At 68.7% G+C, this 17,823-nt stretch carries 13 protein-coding genes; 8 read left to right on the top strand and 5 right to left on the bottom strand.

Annotated elements, in window-relative coordinates; all coding sequences use genetic code 11:
• The first annotated feature begins 6 nt into the window (after positions 1 to 6).
• Positions 7 to 1,047: a S1C family serine protease gene (locus tag RCP38_RS19145; RefSeq protein WP_373692533.1), complete on the top strand. Its 1,041-nt coding sequence runs from the start codon at positions 7 to 9 to the stop codon at positions 1,045 to 1,047.
• A 15-nt stretch (positions 1,048 to 1,062) separates the two neighbouring features.
• Positions 1,063 to 1,740, top strand: a complete 678-nt coding sequence (locus RCP38_RS19140) for a YoaK family protein (protein WP_308474473.1) — start codon at positions 1,063 to 1,065, stop codon at positions 1,738 to 1,740.
• 87 nt (positions 1,741 to 1,827) lie between these two features.
• Here the strand turns inward: RCP38_RS19140 and RCP38_RS19135 are convergent, their stop codons facing one another.
• Positions 1,828 to 2,820, bottom strand: coding sequence for an esterase family protein (locus RCP38_RS19135; protein ID WP_308474472.1), 993 nt, complete (start codon positions 2,818 to 2,820; stop codon positions 1,828 to 1,830).
• Positions 2,821 to 3,022: 202 nt separating this feature from the next.
• On the opposite strand from RCP38_RS19135, the gene RCP38_RS19130 reads away from it, so the two are divergent.
• On the top strand, positions 3,023 to 4,246 hold the full coding sequence (locus RCP38_RS19130; protein WP_308474471.1) for a CoA transferase: 1,224 nt from the start codon (positions 3,023 to 3,025) through the stop codon (positions 4,244 to 4,246).
• A gap of 16 nt (positions 4,247 to 4,262) precedes the next feature.
• The gene (locus tag RCP38_RS19125) at positions 4,263 to 4,718 is read left to right on the top strand and encodes a MaoC family dehydratase (protein ID WP_308474470.1); all 456 of its coding nucleotides are present in this window, start codon (positions 4,263 to 4,265) and stop codon (positions 4,716 to 4,718) included.
• On the opposite strand, the gene RCP38_RS19120 is transcribed toward RCP38_RS19125, so the two are convergent.
• Positions 4,706 to 5,827 (bottom strand): MinD/ParA family ATP-binding protein, encoded by a 1,122-nt coding sequence (locus RCP38_RS19120; RefSeq protein WP_308474469.1) that lies wholly within the window; start codon positions 5,825 to 5,827, stop codon positions 4,706 to 4,708. The two genes, RCP38_RS19125 and RCP38_RS19120, sit on opposite strands and share 13 nt — an antisense overlap.
• A gap of 123 nt (positions 5,828 to 5,950) precedes the next feature.
• Complete coding sequence (gene glnA, locus RCP38_RS19115; RefSeq protein ID WP_308474468.1) at positions 5,951 to 7,375, bottom strand: type I glutamate--ammonia ligase; 1,425 nt, start codon at positions 7,373 to 7,375, stop codon at positions 5,951 to 5,953.
• Between the two features lie 284 nt (positions 7,376 to 7,659).
• Here glnA and gltB point away from each other — a divergent pair, with 284 nt between their 5' ends.
• A complete protein-coding gene (gene gltB / locus RCP38_RS19110; RefSeq protein ID WP_308477423.1) occupies positions 7,660 to 12,252 on the top strand; it encodes a glutamate synthase large subunit in 4,593 nt (1,530 codons plus the stop codon).
• Positions 12,245 to 13,696 (top strand): glutamate synthase subunit beta, encoded by a 1,452-nt coding sequence (locus RCP38_RS19105; protein ID WP_308474467.1) that lies wholly within the window; start codon positions 12,245 to 12,247, stop codon positions 13,694 to 13,696. The genes gltB and RCP38_RS19105 overlap by 8 nt, the downstream gene beginning before the upstream one ends.
• Positions 13,697 to 14,088: 392 nt before the next feature.
• Here RCP38_RS19105 and RCP38_RS19100 read toward each other — a convergent pair whose 3' ends face one another.
• Positions 14,089 to 14,946 (bottom strand): LLM class F420-dependent oxidoreductase, encoded by an 858-nt coding sequence (locus tag RCP38_RS19100; RefSeq protein ID WP_308474466.1) that lies wholly within the window; start codon positions 14,944 to 14,946, stop codon positions 14,089 to 14,091.
• 89 nt (positions 14,947 to 15,035) lie between these two features.
• On the opposite strand from RCP38_RS19100, the gene RCP38_RS19095 reads away from it, so the two are divergent.
• Positions 15,036 to 15,458: a hypothetical protein gene (locus RCP38_RS19095; RefSeq protein WP_308477422.1), complete on the top strand. Its 423-nt coding sequence runs from the start codon at positions 15,036 to 15,038 to the stop codon at positions 15,456 to 15,458.
• A gap of 26 nt (positions 15,459 to 15,484) precedes the next feature.
• On the opposite strand, the gene RCP38_RS19090 is transcribed toward RCP38_RS19095, so the two are convergent.
• Positions 15,485 to 16,162: a TetR/AcrR family transcriptional regulator gene (locus RCP38_RS19090; protein ID WP_308474465.1), complete on the bottom strand. Its 678-nt coding sequence runs from the start codon at positions 16,160 to 16,162 to the stop codon at positions 15,485 to 15,487.
• 41 nt (positions 16,163 to 16,203) lie between these two features.
• Here RCP38_RS19090 and RCP38_RS19085 point away from each other — a divergent pair, with 41 nt between their 5' ends.
• A complete protein-coding gene (locus RCP38_RS19085) occupies positions 16,204 to 17,649 on the top strand; it encodes a flavin-containing monooxygenase (protein WP_308474464.1) in 1,446 nt (481 codons plus the stop codon).
• Positions 17,650 to 17,823: the final 174 nt, after the last annotated feature.

The following is a 17,823-nucleotide window of genomic DNA, read 5'->3' as shown; positions in this document are numbered from 1 at the left end:
CTCGGCATGGCCAAGGTCTCGAAGGTCTCCAAGGTCTCGGTGACCGCGGTGACGGTGCTGGCCACCGCCGGTCTGCTGGCGGCGCCGGTCCAGGCGGCACCCGCGATTCCCGCACCCCCGCTCGACCCGGAGGGCATGCTCGCGCAGGTCGGCCCCGCGGTGGTCAACATCGACGCCCAGATGGGCTACCAGAGCGCCGTGGGCGCCGGAACCGGAATCGTGCTGGACTCCGGCGGCGTGGTGCTGACCAACAACCACGTCGTCGCCGGCGCCACCGGGCTCACCGCGGTCTCGGTCGCCAACGGCCAGAGCTACGCGGTCGACGTACTCGGCTTCGACCGCAGCCACGACGTCGCGGTGCTGCAGCTGCGCGGCGCCGAAGGCCTGCCCGCCGCCAACATCGGCAGCTCGTCACGGGTCGCCGTCGGCGATCCGGTGGTCGCGATGGGCAACGCCGGCGGCCACGGCGGTGCGCCCAGTGTGGTGCCCGGCCGGGTTATCGGCCTGAACCAGACCGTCTCGGCCGCCGACGAACTCACCGGCACCACCGAGACGCTGACCAACATGATCAAGTCCGACACCGCGATCCGGCCCGGCGACTCCGGCGGCCCGCTGGTGAACGCCGCCGGCCAGGTGATCGGGATGAACACCGCGGCTTCGGACAACTACAAGTTCGCCCAGCCCGGCGGCGAGGGGTACGCGATCCCGATCGACCAGGCGATGGCCATCGCCAACCAGATCCGCGCCGGCATCCCGTCGAACACCGTGCACATCGGTGAGACCGCCTTCATGGGTGTGGGCGTGATCGACGACAACGGCAGCGCGCGGGTCGCCCAGGTGCTCGACGGCACCCCGGCCGCCGCCACCGGTATCGCCAAGGACGACATCATCACCTCGGTCAACGGCAAGCCGGTGAACTCGGCGTCCGACCTCACCGATGTCCTCGACCAGCGCCACCCGGGCGACACCGTCACCCTGACCTGGCGCAACCAGTTCACCGGTGAGCACCGTGCCGACGTGACCCTGGTGCCCGGACCGGTCGGCTGAGGTAACCACCGCCACGTGATCATTCGCCAATACGACAGTGAAACCAAACTGTCGTGGGTGCTGGCGGGCCTGGCCGGGGTACTGGCCGCCACCGCTTACACCCACTCCGAGGGATACTTCGTCACGTTCATGACCGGCAACGCCGGCCGCGCGGTGCTGGGTCTGTTCACCGAGAACCAGTGGCTGTCGATCTCGGCGGCCGCCCTGCTGGTGGCCTTCATCTCCGGGGTGGTGGTCGCCTCGCTGTGCCATCGGCACCTCTGGCGCAGCCGGCCGCACGGCGCGCTGCGACTGACCGCGGCGTCGCTACTGGCCGCGACCGTCGTGGACTGGATCGAGGGCGGCCCGACGCTGCCGGTGCCGCTGCTGCCGATCCTGCTGGTGGCGTTCGGGGTGGGCGCGCTGAACACCACGTTCGTCCGCAACGGCGAGGTGTCCATCCCGTTGAGCTACGTGACCGGCACGGTGGTGAAACTGGGGCAGGGCATCGAACGCCATATCAGCGGCGGCACCGTGCACGACTGGTTCGGGCATTTCATGCTGCTGGGCGGCTACATCGGCGGCGCGGTCGCCGGCGGTTTCATCAGCCTGGTGGCCGGCGGTACCTGGATGCTGGCCATCGCCACCGCGGTGTGTGTTGTGTCGTCCTGGTACAGCTATCGCTACGTCGACCGCCGCGGCAGCTGGCGCTGACCGGCTCCCGATACGCCGAAACCGACGTTGTGCAGCTCCGCTCTCGCGGGAAGTCTGCACAACGTCGGTTTCGGGTTGGGGGGTCGATCAGGTCGGGTCGATGCCCGCACCCAGCACCCGCTGGATGTCCGGCTTCATCGCGACCAGCTGCTCGTTCCAGTAGGGCCAGTCGTGCGTCCCGTTGGCCGGGAAGTTGAACACGCCGTTGTTGCCGCCCGCGGCCAGGTAGTTCTGCTGGAACTGCTGGTTGGTGCGCAGCGTCAGGCTCTCCAGGAACTTGGCCGGCAGGTTGTTGCCGCCCAGGTCGTTGGGCGTGCCGTTGCCGCAGTACACCCAGACCCGGGTGCGGTTGGCCACCAGCCGCGGGATCTGCAGCATCGCGTCGTTGCGCTTCCAGGCCGGGTCCGACGACGGGCCCCACATGTTGGTGGCGTTGAAACCACCGGCATCGCTCATGGCCATGCCGATCAGCGTCGGCCACCAGCCCTCGGACGGGTTCAGGAAGCCCGAAAGCGCTGCGGCGTAGGCGAACTGCTGCGGGTAGTAGGAGGCCAGCACCAGCGCCGAACCGCCGGCCATCGACAGGCCCACCACGGCGTTGTTGTAGGGCGAGACGCTCCGGTTGGCCTGCAGCCAGGTGGGCAGCTCCCGGGTCAGGAAGGTCTCCCACTTGTAGGTCTGGCAGCCGGCCTTACCGCACGCCGGCTGGTACCAGTCGGAGTAGAAGCTGGACTGCCCGCCGACGGGCATCACCACCGAGAGGCCCGAGCCGTAGAACTCCTCGAAGGCGGGGGTGTTGATGTCCCAGCCGTTGAAGTCGTCCTGGGCGCGCAGCCCGTCGAGCAGGTACACCGCGTGGCTGCCACCCGGCTGGAACTGCACCTTGATGTCGTGGCCCATCGCCGCCGAGGGCACCTGCAGGTACTCCACCGGCAGACCCGGGCGGGAGAACGCCGAGGCGCTGCCCGAACTGCCGACCGCCCCGACGAGGCCGCTCAGCAGCGCGGCCCCCACCGCTGCGACCATCAGTCGGCGGGGTAGCCGACGTGCCGCGCTACGCAACTTCTCAACGCTCTTCATAACCCTTTTCCCATCCCGATGTCGTGCGGTCAAGCCCTTCTGCACGGAGTCAAACACGGGGCGCCGGTGTGTTCCGTTCGCCGCCACGGGGTTTCAGATCGCGGTTCGGCAACGATTGAGATTCGGGGCGGACTCGCCGCAGGCCGGGCGGGGTGTTCGGGTAGACATATAGTCGTCGTTGTCGTCGACGGAGGGGCGGGTCATGCAGGCGGGTGCTCGGGTCTTGGAAACTGCCGGGGCTCCGTTGGCCGGGGTGCGCGTCATCGAGATCGCCAGCTTCGTCGCGGTCCCGCTGGCCGGGATGACGCTCGCACAGCTGGGCTGCGACGTGGTGCGGATCGATCCGGTCGGCGGTGCGGCCGACTACCGGCGCTGGCCGGTGGCCGACGGCGGGGAATCCATCTACTGGACCGGCCTGAACAAGGGCAAACGCTCCGTGGTCGCCGATCTGCGGTCACCCGACGGGCAGCGTGTGGTGCAGCGACTGATCGCCGATAGCGGCGTGCTGGTGACGAACATGGCGGGCCGCCAATGGCTTTCCTACGACGTGCTGGCCGGTATGCGGCCCGACCTGATCCATCTGGAGGTGCTCGGGCGAGCCGACGGCGGTACCGCGGTCGACTACACCGTCAACGCCGGGGTGGGATTTCCGCTGGTGACCGGGCCCGCCGACCACGCCGCACCGATCAACCACGTGCTGCCGGCGTGGGACATCGCCTGCGGCCTGCACGCCGCGCTGGCCGTCGCCGCCGCGCTGCGCCGCCGCGACCGCACCGGTGCGGGCAGCCGGATCAGCGTGGCGCTGGACGACGTCGCCCTGGGCACCGCCAGCGCGTTGGGGTTCCTCACCGAGCCGATGGTCACCGGTGCCAGACGGGAGCGCATCGGCAACGCGGTCTACGGCACCTACGGGCAGAGCTACACCAGCGGTGACGGGCAGGCGTTCATGATCGTCGCCCTGACCGACCGGCATTTCCGCGACCTGGCCGAGCTCACCGGATCGACGAAAGTCCTTGCCGCCCTTGCCGAAGCGCGCGGTATCGACTTCAGCGACGAGGGTCAGCGCTACCTGCACCGCGAGCTGCTGACCGGACTGTTCGGCGGGTGGTTCGCCGAGCACACGGCGGACCGGATCGAGGCCGCACTGGCGCAGACCTCGCTGTTGTGGGAGCGCTACCGCAGTTTCGCCGAGGTGGCGGCCGGCGAGCGTGTCCGGGACAACCCGATGTTCACCGAGCTGCACCAGGCCGGGGTGGGGGACTACCTGGCGGCCGGGCTGCCGGCGTCGATCGACGGCGCACACCCGCCGGCGGTCGCGGCCCCGGCACTGGGTGCCGACACCGCCGATGTGCTGGCCGATCGGCTGGGCATGACACCCGAAGACATCGACCGACTGCGCCAAAGCGGCGCGGTGGCAACGGAATAACAGAAAGTAGGGGTAGATGCGTACTTTCGGATCGATCGAGGAACTCGCCGCCTGCCAGGGCGAGCTGATCGGTACCAGCGACTGGGTGACCATCACCCAGGACGCGGTCAACCTGTTCGCCGACGCGACCGGTGACCATCAGTGGATCCACGTCGACCCGGTACGGGCCGCCGACGGCCCGTTCGGGACCACCATCGCCCACGGCTACATGACGCTGGCCATGCTGCCGCAGTTGATGCAGCAGATCTCCCGCCTCGACGGGGTCAAGCTGGCGATCAACTACGGCCTGAACAAGGTGCGCTTCCCGGCGCCGGTGCCGGTCGGGTCGAAGATCCGCGCCGAGACGTCGGTGCTGGAGGTCGCCGACGTCGGCGGCGGCGCCCACCAGGTGACCTACTCGACCACGGTCGCCATCGACGGCCAGGCCAAGCCGGCGTGCGTGGCCGAGAGCGTCGTCCGCTACATGCTCTGAGGCCGACCGGGCCGGTGCTCCCGACCGGGGGGCCGGGCCGCGAAGTAGCGGGAGATGATCGCCGCGATCTGCAGGAACCGCAGGCGGGTCGCCGGCGCCATCTCCTGCATCACGTCGATCACCCCGCCAGGGCGCAGGTGCGGGTCGAACGGCACCTCGACCACCGCCTGACCGTGCTGCAGGAACTGCGCGGTCAGTGCGGCGCGGGTGCGTTTGTCCGCGTGCCCGTCGGAGTCGTTGAGCACCACCACGGTGCGCTGCAGCAGTCCGCCCTGCCCGCGGTCGGCCAGCCACTCCATGGTCTTGGCGGCCGCGCCGGCACCGTCGGCCCACGGTGAGGAGACCACGATCAGGGCGTCGAGGTCGCGCAGCGCCTCCTGGGTCACCGGCGAATCCATCGTCGAACCGCAGTCGATGATCGAGATCGTGAAATGGCGGTCCAACCGCAGCACGGCCTCACGGTAGAGCGCCGCGTCCAGGGTCCGGCGCCGCCCCGCGGCCGGTTCGCCCACCAGCACGTAGAGTCCCGCGGCGTTGGCGCCCACCCGGCTGGTGATGTCGGCGAAGGATTGGATGCCCGGCTCGGTGGCCAGATCCCAGTAGGAACTGGTGGCGCGGGGATCGATGCGGCTGCCCAACCGGCCGAACGCGGTATCGGCATCGAGGGCCACCACGTGGTCGGCCCGGCGCAGCGCGGCGAACACCGATCCGACGCTGGCCGCCACGGTGGTCTTGCCGACACCGCCCTTACCGAGGACACCCACCTTGTAGGCGCCGTTCGGCATTCCGCGGATCGCGAACTGGTAGGCGGTCTCCTCGCGTTCGGCGGCCGACGGACCCAGGTTGATCAACCCCAGCGTCGCCGACAGCACGGCGCGCCGCCAGCCGCGGGTGGGCTGCGGGCGGGCCGCCGGGGGCGGCGGGAGGTAGGCCGCGGGCGGCGCCGGCTGCGGCGGGCCGACCCAGGGTTGCGGCGACGGCGCAGGCTGCCCGGCCTGCGGCGGTTGCGCGGCCTGCGCGGGTTGTGCCGGTTGTGCCGGTTGTGCCGGTTGCGGCGGCACCCGGTTGCGCAGGAAGTCGTCCCGCCGGAGGTCGTCGTCGGCGTTCATAGGCTCCTCGAGGCAAACGACAGCGGCATGGCCAGATGGCCCGATAACCCTGCAGCTTAGCCGTGGCGGCCCCCGGCGCCGATGAACCCGGCGGGAGACTTCCGGGCTCAAGGTGAGCGGCGCTCAGCAGTCGTAGTACAGCGCGAACTCGTAGGGGTGCGGGCGCAGATCAACCGGGGTGATCTCGTTGTCCCGCTTGTAGCCGATCCAGGTCGAGATCACGTCCGGCGTGAAAACCCCACCCTCGGTGAGGTACTCGTGATCGGCCTCCAGATTGTCCAGCACCGCGGCCAGGCTGGTCGGGGCTTGCGGAATGGCGGCGGCCTCGTCGGGCGGCAGCTCGTAGAGGTCCTTGTCGACCGGGGCGGCCGGCTCGATCTTGTTCTTGATGCCGTCGATGCCGGCCATCAGCATCGCCGAGAACGCCAGATAGGGATTGCCCGAGGAGTCCGGGCAGCGGAACTCCAGGCGCTTGGCCTTCGGGTTGGTGCCGGTGATCGGGATGCGCACGCACGCCGACCGGTTGCGCTGGCTGTAGACCAGGTTGATCGGCGCCTCGTAACCGGGGACCAGCCGCTTGTAGGAGTTGATCGTGGGGTTGGTGAAGGCCAGCAGCGACGGGGCGTGATGCAGGATGCCGCCGATGTAGTGCCGGGCGGTGTCGGAGAGCCCGGCGTAGCCCATGTCGTCGTAGAACAGCGGATCACCGTCCTGCCACACCGACTGGTGCACGTGCATGCCCGAGCCGTTGTCGCCGAACAGCGGTTTGGGCATGAAGGTGACGGTCTTGCCGTGCGCCCACGCGGTGTTCTTGATGATGTATTTGAACAGCATCAGGTCGTCGGCGGCGTGCAGCAGCGTGTTGAACCGATAGTTGATCTCGGTCTGGCCGCCGGTGCCGACCTCGTGGTGGGCGCGTTCGACGGCGAAGCCGGCGCCGGCCAGGTTGGTCGCCATCGCGTCGCGCAGGTCCACGTACTGGTCGGCGGGCGCCACCGGAAAATATCCGCCCTTGGGCCGAACCTTGTAGCCGCGGTTGGGGGTGCCGTCGGCCTCGGTGGGCGATCCGGTGTTCCACCACCCGGAGGCCGAGTCGACGTGATGGAACGACCCGTTGATCTGCGAGTCGAACCGCACCGAGTCGAAGATGTAGAACTCGGCTTCGGCGCCGAAGTAGGCGGTGTCGGCGATTCCGGTGCTGGCCAGGTAGTTCTCCGCCTTACGGGCGATATTGCGGGGGTCGCGCGAGTAGGGCTCGCGGGTGAACGGGTCGTGCACGAAGAAGTTCAGGTTCAGCGTCTTCGCCGCCCGGAACGGATCGATGCGGGCCGTCTCCGGATCGGGCAGCAACAGCATGTCCGACTCGTGGATGGACTGGAAGCCGCGGATCGACGAACCGTCGAACGCCAATCCCTCGGAGAAGACGCTCTCGTCGAACGCGGCGGCGGGAATAGAGAAATGCTGCATGACGCCGGGCAGGTCGCAGAATCGAATATCGATGTATTCGACCGACTCGTCGGAGACGAGCTTGAAAATGTCGGCGGCCATCGCGGTCTCCTTTGCATGCAGACAGCCAGACGATAGGCAGCGCATATTTCCTGGACATCATCCGGTTATTGCGTTGGTGTTACACAACGCTCGATGAATCCCAATTGGCCTGCGCGGTAGCACGCACGGTGGATCCGGGTATATCGTGACGTTGCCTGCTGAAAATTTTCAGGCAGGCCCGCCGTTCAACGTCGCACGGATCAATCCCTTGGCTGTTCGCCCGAAATCAGGTCATATCGGGCGAATGGCACCGACGTGCGAAGGGTCAGGTGACTCAGGTGGCTATGACGCCCGGCCGGGTGGGGCTCTACAACCCCGCATTCGAACACGGCGCCTGCGGCGTCGCCATGGTGGTCGACATCCACGGCCGCCGGAGCCGCGACATCGTGGACAAGTCGATCACCGCGCTGATCAACCTCGAACACCGCGGTGCGGCCGGGGCCGAGCCGAACAGCGGCGACGGTGCCGGCATCCTGATTCAGGTTCCGGACGGATTCCTGCGTGCGGTAACCGATTTCGACCTCCCTCCCGAAGGTTGCTATGCCACCGGGATCGCGTTCCTGCCGCAGTCGGCCAGGGAATCGGCGGCGGCCTGCGCCGGCGTGGAGAAGATCGTGGAGGCCGAGGGACTGCAGGTGCTCGGCTGGCGCGAGGTGCCGATCGACGACTCGTCGCTGGGGGCGCTGTCCCGCGATGCGATGCCCGGCTTCCGCCAGCTGTTCATCGGCGGCGCCTCCGGGATGGCCCTGGAGCGCCGGGCCTACGTGGTGCGCAAGCGCGCCGAACACGAACTCGGCAGCAAGGGGCCGGGGCAGGACGGCCCGGGACGCGAAACGGTCTACTTCCCAAGCCTTTCCGGAAAGACCATGGTGTACAAGGGGATGCTGACCACCCCCCAGCTCAAGGCGTTCTACCCCGATCTCGCCGACGAGCGGATGTGCAGCGCGCTGGGCATCGTGCATTCGAGGTTCTCCACCAACACCTTCCCGTCCTGGCCGCTGGCGCACCCGTTCCGGCGTATCGCGCACAACGGCGAGATCAACACCGTCACCGGCAACGAGAACTGGATGCGCGCCCGGGAGGCGTTGCTCGGCACCGAGGTCTTCGGCCCCGGCGCCGCCGACAAACTCTTCCCGATCTGCACGCCGGGTGCCTCCGACACGGCCCGCTTCGACGAGGTGCTCGAACTGCTGCACCTCGGCGGCCGCAGCCTGCCGCACGCGGTGCTGATGATGATCCCCGAGGCCTGGGAACGCCACGAGAGCATGGACGCGCCCACCCGGGCGTTCTACGAGTACCACGACTCGCTCATGGAACCCTGGGACGGCCCGGCGTCGATGACGTTCACCGACGGCACCGTGGTGGGTGCGGTGCTGGACCGCAACGGGCTGCGGCCCTCGCGGATCTGGGTCACCGACGACGGCCTGGTGGTGATGGCCTCCGAGGCGGGCGTGCTGGATCTGGATCCGGCCACCGTGGTGCACCGGCAGCGGCTGCAACCGGGCCGGATGTTCTTGGTGGACACCGCGGCCGGGCGGATCGTCTCCGACCGCGAGATCAAATCCGGCCTGGCCGCCGAGCGCCCCTATCAAGACTGGATCGACGAATCCCTGATCGGCATCGACGAGCTGCCCCCCGGTGACGCACCGCGGATGGAGCATCACCGGGTCCTGTTGCGCCAGCAGATCTTCGGCTACACCTACGAAGAACTCGACCTGGTGGTGGCGCCGATGGCGCGCACCGGTGCCGAACCGATCGGTTCGATGGGCACCGATACCCCGGTCGCGGCGCTGTCGGCGCGGCCCCGCCTGCTGTTCGACTACTTCCAGCAGATGTTCGCCCAGGTCACCAACCCGCCGCTGGACGCGATCCGCGAAGAGGTGATCACCAGCCTGCAGGGTGCGCTCGGCCCGGAGGGCGACCTGCTCAACACCGGCGAGCCGACCTGGCGGCAGATCGTGCTGCCGCAACCCATCCTGAGCAACGACGACCTGGCCAGGCTGCGGGCGCTGCGCCCGGACCAGCGGATCGGATCCCGCGGCCCGCACGGTCTGTCCACGGCCGTCATCGGCTGCCGGTATCCGGTGGCCGAGGGCGGGGCCGGGTTGCGCAGCGCGCTGCAGCAGATCTGCGACCGTGCCTCGGCGGCCATCGCCGACGGGGCGAGTTTCCTGGTGATCTCCGACCGCGAGTCCGACGAGTCGCTGGCCCCCATTCCGTCGCTGCTGGCCATCTCCGCGGTGCATCACCATCTGGTCGCCGAGCGCACCCGCACCAAGGTCGGCCTGGTGGTGGAGTCCGGCGACGCCCGGGAGGTGCACCACATGGCGGCGCTGATCGGTTTCGGCGCCGCGGCCGTCAACCCGTATATGGCATTCGAATCGGTGGAGGACATGTGCGGGCGCGGCCTGATCGAGGGCCTCGCGCGGGACAAGGCACTGGCCAACTACGCCAAGGCCGCCGCCAAGGGCGTGCTCAAAGTCATGTCGAAGATGGGGATCTCGACCCGGGCGTCCTACACCGGAGCGCAGCTGTTCCAGCCGATCGGTGTCTCCCAGGACGTGCTGGACGAGTACTTCGCCGGCCTGTACTGCCCGATCGGCGGGATCACGCTCGACGACATCGCCGCCGACGTCGCCGCCCGGCACGCGCTGGCCTACCTCGAGCGCCCCGAAGAACGCGCGCACCGGGAACTCCCGGTCGGCGGTGAATACCAGTGGCGCCGCGAGGGCGAATATCACCTGTTCAACCCGGAGACGGTGTTCAAGCTGCAGCACTCCACCCGCACCGGCCAGTACGCGGTGTTCAAGGAGTACACCGCGCTGGTCGACGACCAGAGCGAGCGGCTGGCCACCCTGCGCGGGCTGCTGCGGTTCAAAACCGGCCGGCGGCCGGCGATCCCGATCGAGGAGGTGCAACCGGCCACCGAGATCGTGAAACGGTTCGCCACCGGCGCCATGAGCTACGGGTCGATCTCCGCGGAGGCGCACGAGACGCTGGCCATCGCGATGAACCGGATCGGCGGACGGTCCAACTGCGGGGAGGGCGGCGAGCACGCCGGCCGCTTCGTCCCCGACGCCGACGGATCCTGGCGGCGCAGCGCGATCAAGCAGGTCGCCTCGGCGCGCTTCGGGGTGACCAGTGACTACCTGGTCAACTGCACCGACCTGCAGATCAAGATCGCCCAGGGCGCTAAACCCGGTGAGGGCGGGCAGTTGCCGGGCAACAAGGTCTACCCGTGGATCGCCGAGGTGCGGCACGCCACCCCGGGTGTCGGGCTGATCTCCCCGCCGCCGCACCACGACATCTACTCCATCGAGGACCTCAAGCAGCTCATCTACGACCTGAAGAACGCCAACCCGGTGGCCCGTATCCACGTGAAACTGGTCGCCGAGAACGGGGTCGGCACCGTGGCGGCGGGAGTGTCCAAGGCGCATGCCGACGTGGTGCTGATCTCCGGGCACGACGGCGGCACCGGTGCGGCGCCGCTGACCTCGCTCAAACACGCCGGAGCGCCCTGGGAGCTGGGGCTGGCCGAAACCCAGCAGACGTTGCTGCTCAACGGACTTCGGGATCGCATCGTGGTGCAGGTGGACGGTCAGCTCAAGACCGGCCGCGACGTGGTGATCGCCGCACTGCTGGGTGCCGAGGAGTTCGGATTCGCCACCGCCCCGCTGGTGGTGTCGGGCTGCATCATGATGCGGGTCTGCCATCTCGACACCTGCCCGGTGGGGGTTGCGACCCAGAACCCGGAGCTGCGCAGCCGCTTCTCCGGCCGGCCCGAGTTCGTCGAGAACTTCTTCTGGTTCATCGCCGAAGAGGTCCGGGAATACCTTGCCGCACTGGGATTCCGCAGCATCGACGAGGCCGTCGGCCAGGTCGACGCGCTGGACACCACGCTGGCCCGGGCGCACTGGAAGGCACACGGGCTCGATCTCACCCCGGTGCTGCACGAGCCGGAGTCGGCGTTCATGAACCAGGCCCGGTACTGCACGTCGGGCCAGGACCACGGGCTGGACAAGGCCCTGGACCGGGAGCTGATCGCGCGGAGCCGCGCGGCACTGGATTCCGGAGCCCGGGTGCAGTTCAGCAGTCCCATCTCCAACGTCAACCGGACCGTCGGCACCATGCTCGGTTACGAGGTCACCAAAGCCTATGGCGCCCAAGGACTGCCGACGGACACCATCGACATCACCTTCACCGGATCGGCGGGCAACAGCTTCGGGGCGTTCCTACCGGCCGGTATCACGCTGCGGGTCCACGGCGACGCCAACGACTACGTCGCCAAGGGACTCTCCGGTGGCCGGATCGTGGTCCGGCCACCGCTGGATGCGCCCGACGGCTATGTCGCCGAGGACAACATCATCGGCGGCAACGTGATCCTGTTCGGCGCCACGTCGGGGGAACTGTTCCTGCGCGGCGTGGTCGGCGAGCGCTTCGCCGTCCGCAACTCCGGGGCGCACGCGGTGGTGGAGGGCGTCGGCGACCACGGCTGCGAGTACATGACCGGTGGCAAGGTGGTGGTGCTGGGCCCGACCGGCCGCAACTTCGCCGCCGGCATGTCGGGGGGCGTGGCCTACGTCTACGACCCGGACCGCGAACTGGGCGGCCGGCTCAACACCGAGATGGTCGACCTCGACACGTTCGACACCTTCGGCGACGACGACGTGTCCTGGCTGCGCGAGATCCTCGCAGCGCACATCGCGGCAACCGATTCGGTTCCCGCACAAACGATCCTGGCCGACTGGGCCCGGCTCGGCACCAACTTCGTCAAAGTGATGCCGCGCGACTACCGGCGGGTGCTCGCCGCGATCGCGGAGGCCGAGGCCGACGGCACCGATCCCGAGGAGGCGATTATGGCGGCGGCTCATGGCTGACCCGAGAGGATTTCTCACCCACACCCAGCGCATCCTGCCGTTGCGGCGGCCGGTCTCCGAGCGGGTGACCGACTGGCACGAGGTCTATCAGGAGTTCCCCGAGGACTCGGTGCGCCAGCAGGCCGGACGCTGCATGGACTGCGGTATCCCGTTCTGCCACAACGGCTGCCCGCTGGGGAACCTGATCCCGGAATGGAACGACCTGGTGCGTACCGGACGCTGGCGGGAAGCCTTCGACCGGCTGCACGCCACCAACAACTTCCCGGACTTCACCGGGCGGCTCTGCCCGGCGCCGTGCGAACCCGCGTGCGTCTTGGGCATCAACCAGCCGCCGGTCACCATCAAGCAGGTCGAGTACGAGATCGTCGAACGCGGATTCGCCGAGGGCTGGGCACAACCCGTGCCGCCGTCGGTGCGCACCGGGAAGTCCGTCGCGGTGGTGGGCTCCGGGCCGGCCGGGCTGGCCGCCGCCCAGCAGTTGACCCGCGGCGGGCACGCGGTGACGGTGTTCGAGCGCGACGACCGGATCGGCGGTCTGCTGCGGTACGGCATCCCCGAGTTCAAGATGGAGAAACGCATCCTGGACCGGCGGCTGGAGCAGATGACCGGTGAGGGAACGGTGTTCGAGACCGGCGTGCATGTGGGCGTGGATGTGACGGCGGCACGGCTGCGTGCCGACTTCGACGCGGTCGTACTGGCCGGCGGCGCCACCGCCTGGCGGGACCTGCCGATCCCGGGGCGCGACCTCGACGGCATCCACCAGGCGATGGAGTACCTGCCGTGGGCGAACCGGGTGCAGGCCGGTGACCTGACCGAGCCGCCGATCATCGCGCACAACAAGAAGGTGATCATCATCGGCGGTGGGGACACCGGCGCCGACTGCCTGGGCACCGTGCACCGCCAGGGTGGCACCTGCGTGCACCAGTTCGAGATCATGCCGCGGCCCCCGGAGATCCGTGACCCGTCCACCCCGTGGCCGACCTATCCGCTGGTCATGCGGACCACCTCCGCCCACGAGGAGGGCGGCGAGCGGGTGTTCGCGGTGAACACCGAGGAGTTCCTCGGCCGCGACGGCCGGGTGACCGGACTGCGGGCGCACGAGGTGCGCCGCCACGGCGGCCGGTTCGAGAAGGTCGACGGTACCGACTTCGAACTCGACGCCGACCTGGTGTTGCTGGCGATGGGGTTCGTCGGGCCGGAACGCTCGGCGTTGCTGGCCGACCTCGGGGTGGAGTTCACCGAGCGCGGCACGGTGGCCCGCACCACGGAGTTCGCCACCGCGGTCCCGGGCGTCTACGTCGCCGGCGACATGGGCCGCGGGCAGTCCCTGATCGTCTGGGCGATCGCCGAGGGGCGGGCCGCGGCGGCGGCGGTGGACCGCTATCTGATGGGCCGCACCGCACTGCCGTCGCCGATCACCGCGACGGCGGCACCGATCCGCTGATCGGGACGGCCCCGCCCCGACCACGGAAATCCCATCCGTCACTCACGCGACTTCTGTCCCAGTTGTCGGCGCGTCGGGCGGCGTTTGCCACCGGCCGGGTGTCTAATGGTCGATCAGGGAATATGCGTTAACGACGTGTTAACATGGTCCACATTATTCCAATCTGGTTCGAACCGGGGCGGGGGGTAGCGCCGTGTACATCAACTCGATATACCGATTCCGGATGGGCCGTATGGCCTGGTCACTCTTGCGTCATCCGCGTCGGAGTCGCGAGTTCCCGGCCAAGAACGAGCGATTGGTCACCGCCGCCGACGTCGTGCGCTTCGTGACCTGAGCCGGCGGCCCCCAACGGTCCCGGTCGGCGGAAGCCCGCCGGGAAAGTTTGCTGGGAGCTAGCGGCCGGTGCTCAGTAGTCCGGAGGCGCGGATCGCATCGGCCAACGGTTCCAGCACCGCCGGGTCGTGCGGGACCGGCAGATACACGATCGCCAGGTCCAGGCCTTCGGCGCCCAGTGCCGCGGCCTCCTCGACCAGCCGGCGGTAGTCGCCGTCGGGCTGCAGCCTCAGGTGCGCCGAGAGGGTGATCTCCTGTGGATCGCGCCCGATATCGGCGCAGTGCCGCGCCAGCACCTCACGCTTGCGGGCGAACTCCGCGGGGGTGCCGCCGACGAAGTTCCAGTGCTGGGCGTATTTGGCGGCGATCTTCAGGGTGCGTTTTTCGCCGTTGCCGCCGATGCAGATCGGGGGGTGCGGGCGCTGCGGGCCCTTGGGTTCGTTGCGGGCCTCGGTGAGCCGGTAGTAGTCACCGGAGAAAGTCGTGGTCTCCGCGCTGAGCAGGCCGACCAACACCTGGCAGGCCTCCTCGAAGCGGTCGAAACGCTCCCGGATACTGCCCAATTCGATGCCATAGGCCCCGGATTCCTCTTCGTTCCAGCCCGCGCCGATGCCCAACTCCAGTCGGCCGCCGGAGATGATGTCGAGCGACGCGGCCATGTTGGCCAGCACCGCGGGGTGGCGGTAGTGGATCCCGGTGACCAGGGTGCCCACCCGGAGTCGGGTGGTGGCCTGCGCCAGGGCGGTCAGGGTGGTCCAGCCCTCCAGACACGGGCCGGTCGGATCGGAGAAGATCGGGTAGAAGTGGTCGAAGGTCCACCCGGACTCGTAGACGTCGATGTCGTCCGCGGCCCGCCAGACCGCCAGCATGTCGGACCAGGTGGTGTTCTGCGGCGAGGTCTTGAACGCGAAACGCATGCCTCGACGGTATCCGCCGCCGGCGACGCCGGTGGTGGTGGCGCGGAGATGAGAAAGATCGGATCACGACGTAAGATCACCCGGTGGCCGTGACTCTGGACATCGACACCAAGGTGACCTTGCTGTCGGCGGGGCTGATCTTCCTGCTCGCGCTGGTGCTCGGGGTATGGAAGTACCAGCAGATCGCGACCTCGGAGAATCACCGGGCGCACGTCTACGTCGACATCGCGCACCGCGCGGCGTTGATGTACTCCTTCGCGACCCTGCTGGTCGCGGTGTTCGTCCAATTCAGCGCGTGGCCCACCTGGGTGAACATGGTCGCCGCGATGGTCATCGTGTTCTTCTTCGTCACCGCGATCGGCAGCTACATGCTGCACGGCGCGTTGCGCGACACCACCAATCAGTTCGAGACACCGACCTGGCGGTTGCACGCCGGGATGGTGTTGCTCATCCTCGGTGAGATCGGCGGCTTCGCGGTGTTACTGGCCGGATTCGGCGTCGGGGAGTTCTGACCGGCCGCTCGCGGCGCCGCCGGGGATCAGGACGCTTCGCCGTAGATGCTGGTGACCCAGATGTGGGCCAGGGTGTTGACCACGTCGTCGTGCGGGAGCGCGGACTGCTCGCCGGCCAGCGTCGCCATCATGGTGCGCTCGTTCATCTGATTCAGCGCGGTGGCCAGGTGCAGGGCGTCGATGGTGTGCGGCGCCGCGCCGCGGTCGCGTTCGGCGCGGATCAGGGCCGCGGTCTGCTCGATCCAGCGTTGCATGAAGCCGTTCCACATCGCCCGGAACTCCGCGCTGGTGGCCAGCGCCTCGGTGCCGGCGCGGGCGATCGCCCGATGCGAACCGAACGCGGTGAAGAACGCCTTGATGCCGCCGCGCCAGACCCGGCGCGGGTCGGCCGGCAACCGCTGCACCGCCCCGACGAACTCCGAGTCGGCGGCCGCGATCATCGGCTCGAGCAGCGAGAGCAGCACCGCGTCCTTGGATTTGAAGTAGAAGTAGAACGTCGGCCGCGAGATGCCGGCGCCCTTGGCCAGGTCGTCCACCGAGATCTCGCCGAGCGAACGCTGCTCCAGCAGGCGCTCGGCGGTGGCCAGAATGGCCTGCTCGCGGTCGTCGCCGGAGGGGCGCTTGGCGCGACGGCTACGACTGGCGGTCGGGACGGGGCTGGTCACAGCCGGTAGTTTACACGGTGTCGAGAAAATCAACAGCATGTCGAAAGATTTTGCCGACCCGTTGGCTAGGCTGAATGCCCGTGGCCGAACACCTCGACGTCGTGGTCGTCGGCGCCGGGCTGTCCGGCATCAGCGCTGCGTGGCACCTGCAACGGCACTGCCCGGCGAAGACTTACGCCGTCCTGGAGTGCCGCGCCGACCTGGGCGGCACCTGGGATTTGTTCCGCTATCCCGGTGTGCGTTCGGACTCGGACATGTTCAGCTACGCCTTCCGGTTCAAGCCGTGGACGGCGGACACCACGATCGCCGACGGTGCCACGATCCTGAACTATCTGCGCGAGACCGTCGAGGAGAACGGCATCGACGCGCACATCCGCTACGGCCACCGGTTGGTGGCGGCCGACTGGAGCGACGCCGACGCGGTGTGGCGCCTGACCGTGCAGCGCGACGGCGAAACCGTCGAGATCAGTTGCGGATTCCTGGTCGCCTGTAGCGGTTACTACGACTACCAGCACCCCTGTGCGCCGGAGTTCCCGGGCGCCGAGGACTTCGCCGGGCCGCTGATCCACCCGCAGCACTGGCCGGCCGGTTTGGACTGCACCGGTAAGAAGATCGCGGTGATCGGGTCGGGCGCCACCGCGGTGACCCTGATCCCGGCGCTGGTGGAGGCGGGAGCGGGCCACGTCACCATGGTCCAGCGGTCCCCGGGTTATATCGGGCTGCTGCGGTCGGTCGATCCGATGGCGCGACGGCTGAACCGGTTGCTGCCGGCACGACTGGCGGCCGCGCTGAACCGCTGGGGCTACATCGTCGGACAGGTCGGCGTCTACCAGGCCAGCCGCCGGTTCCCGGCGATCATGCGCCGGGCGCTGCAGGCGATGGCGCGGCGCCGCCTGCCCGCGGACTTCGATGTCGGCACCCACTTCGGTCCGCGCTACCAGCCCTGGGACCAGCGATTGTGCCTGGCGCCCGACGGCGACCTCTTCGCGGCGCTCAGCGCCGGGCGGGCCGATGTCGCCACCGGCGAGATCGAGCGGTTCACCGCCGCCGGGATCCGGCTGCGCTCCGGGGTCGAGGTGCCCGCCGACCTGATCGTCACCGCGACCGGGCTGAATCTGCGACTGCTCGGCGGGGCGCAGCTGTGCCGCAACGGGGTGCCGATCCGTCTCGCCGACACGGTCGCCTATCGCGGGATGATGCTGAGCGGGGTGCCGAACTTCGCCTTTACCCTGGGCTACGGCAACGCGTCGTGGACCCTGAAGGCGGACTTAGTTTCGGGGTTCGTCTGCCGGGTCCTGAATCACCTGGACTCGCGTGGATGCGCTACCGTCATTCCTCAGGAACCAGAACCGGGCGTCCCACGTCGCCCGATGGTCGCGCAGCTCTCCGGTTATGTGCTCCGGGGGCTCGGGGAGCTGCCGCGGGCGAGCTCGCGGCATCCGTGGCGGTTGCATGAGAACTACCTGCTGGACACGGTCCTGATCAGGTATTACGCGATCGATCGTCGGCATCTGCGGTTCGCCTGATCGGTAGCTGCGACGCCCTGCGGTGGCGCAGGCCGCTCGCGGGGACGGCGGTATCGCACGGCGGCCGCGGCCGCTGCCCGGTGGGTATGTACAGCCGCTTCATATATGACTCGCGGTATGTTCACCAGCCGTTAAATATGGAAAATGGACAACTTAACTCCTCTTTTGTTACCT

It is taken from the genome of Mycolicibacter sp. MU0083 (genome assembly GCF_963378075.1).
In the GTDB taxonomy this organism is placed as follows: domain Bacteria; phylum Actinomycetota; class Actinomycetes; order Mycobacteriales; family Mycobacteriaceae; genus Mycobacterium; species Mycobacterium kokjensenii.
The sequence above is the reverse complement of the archived record's forward strand: the minus strand, read 5'-3'. Positions and strand labels throughout refer to the sequence as shown.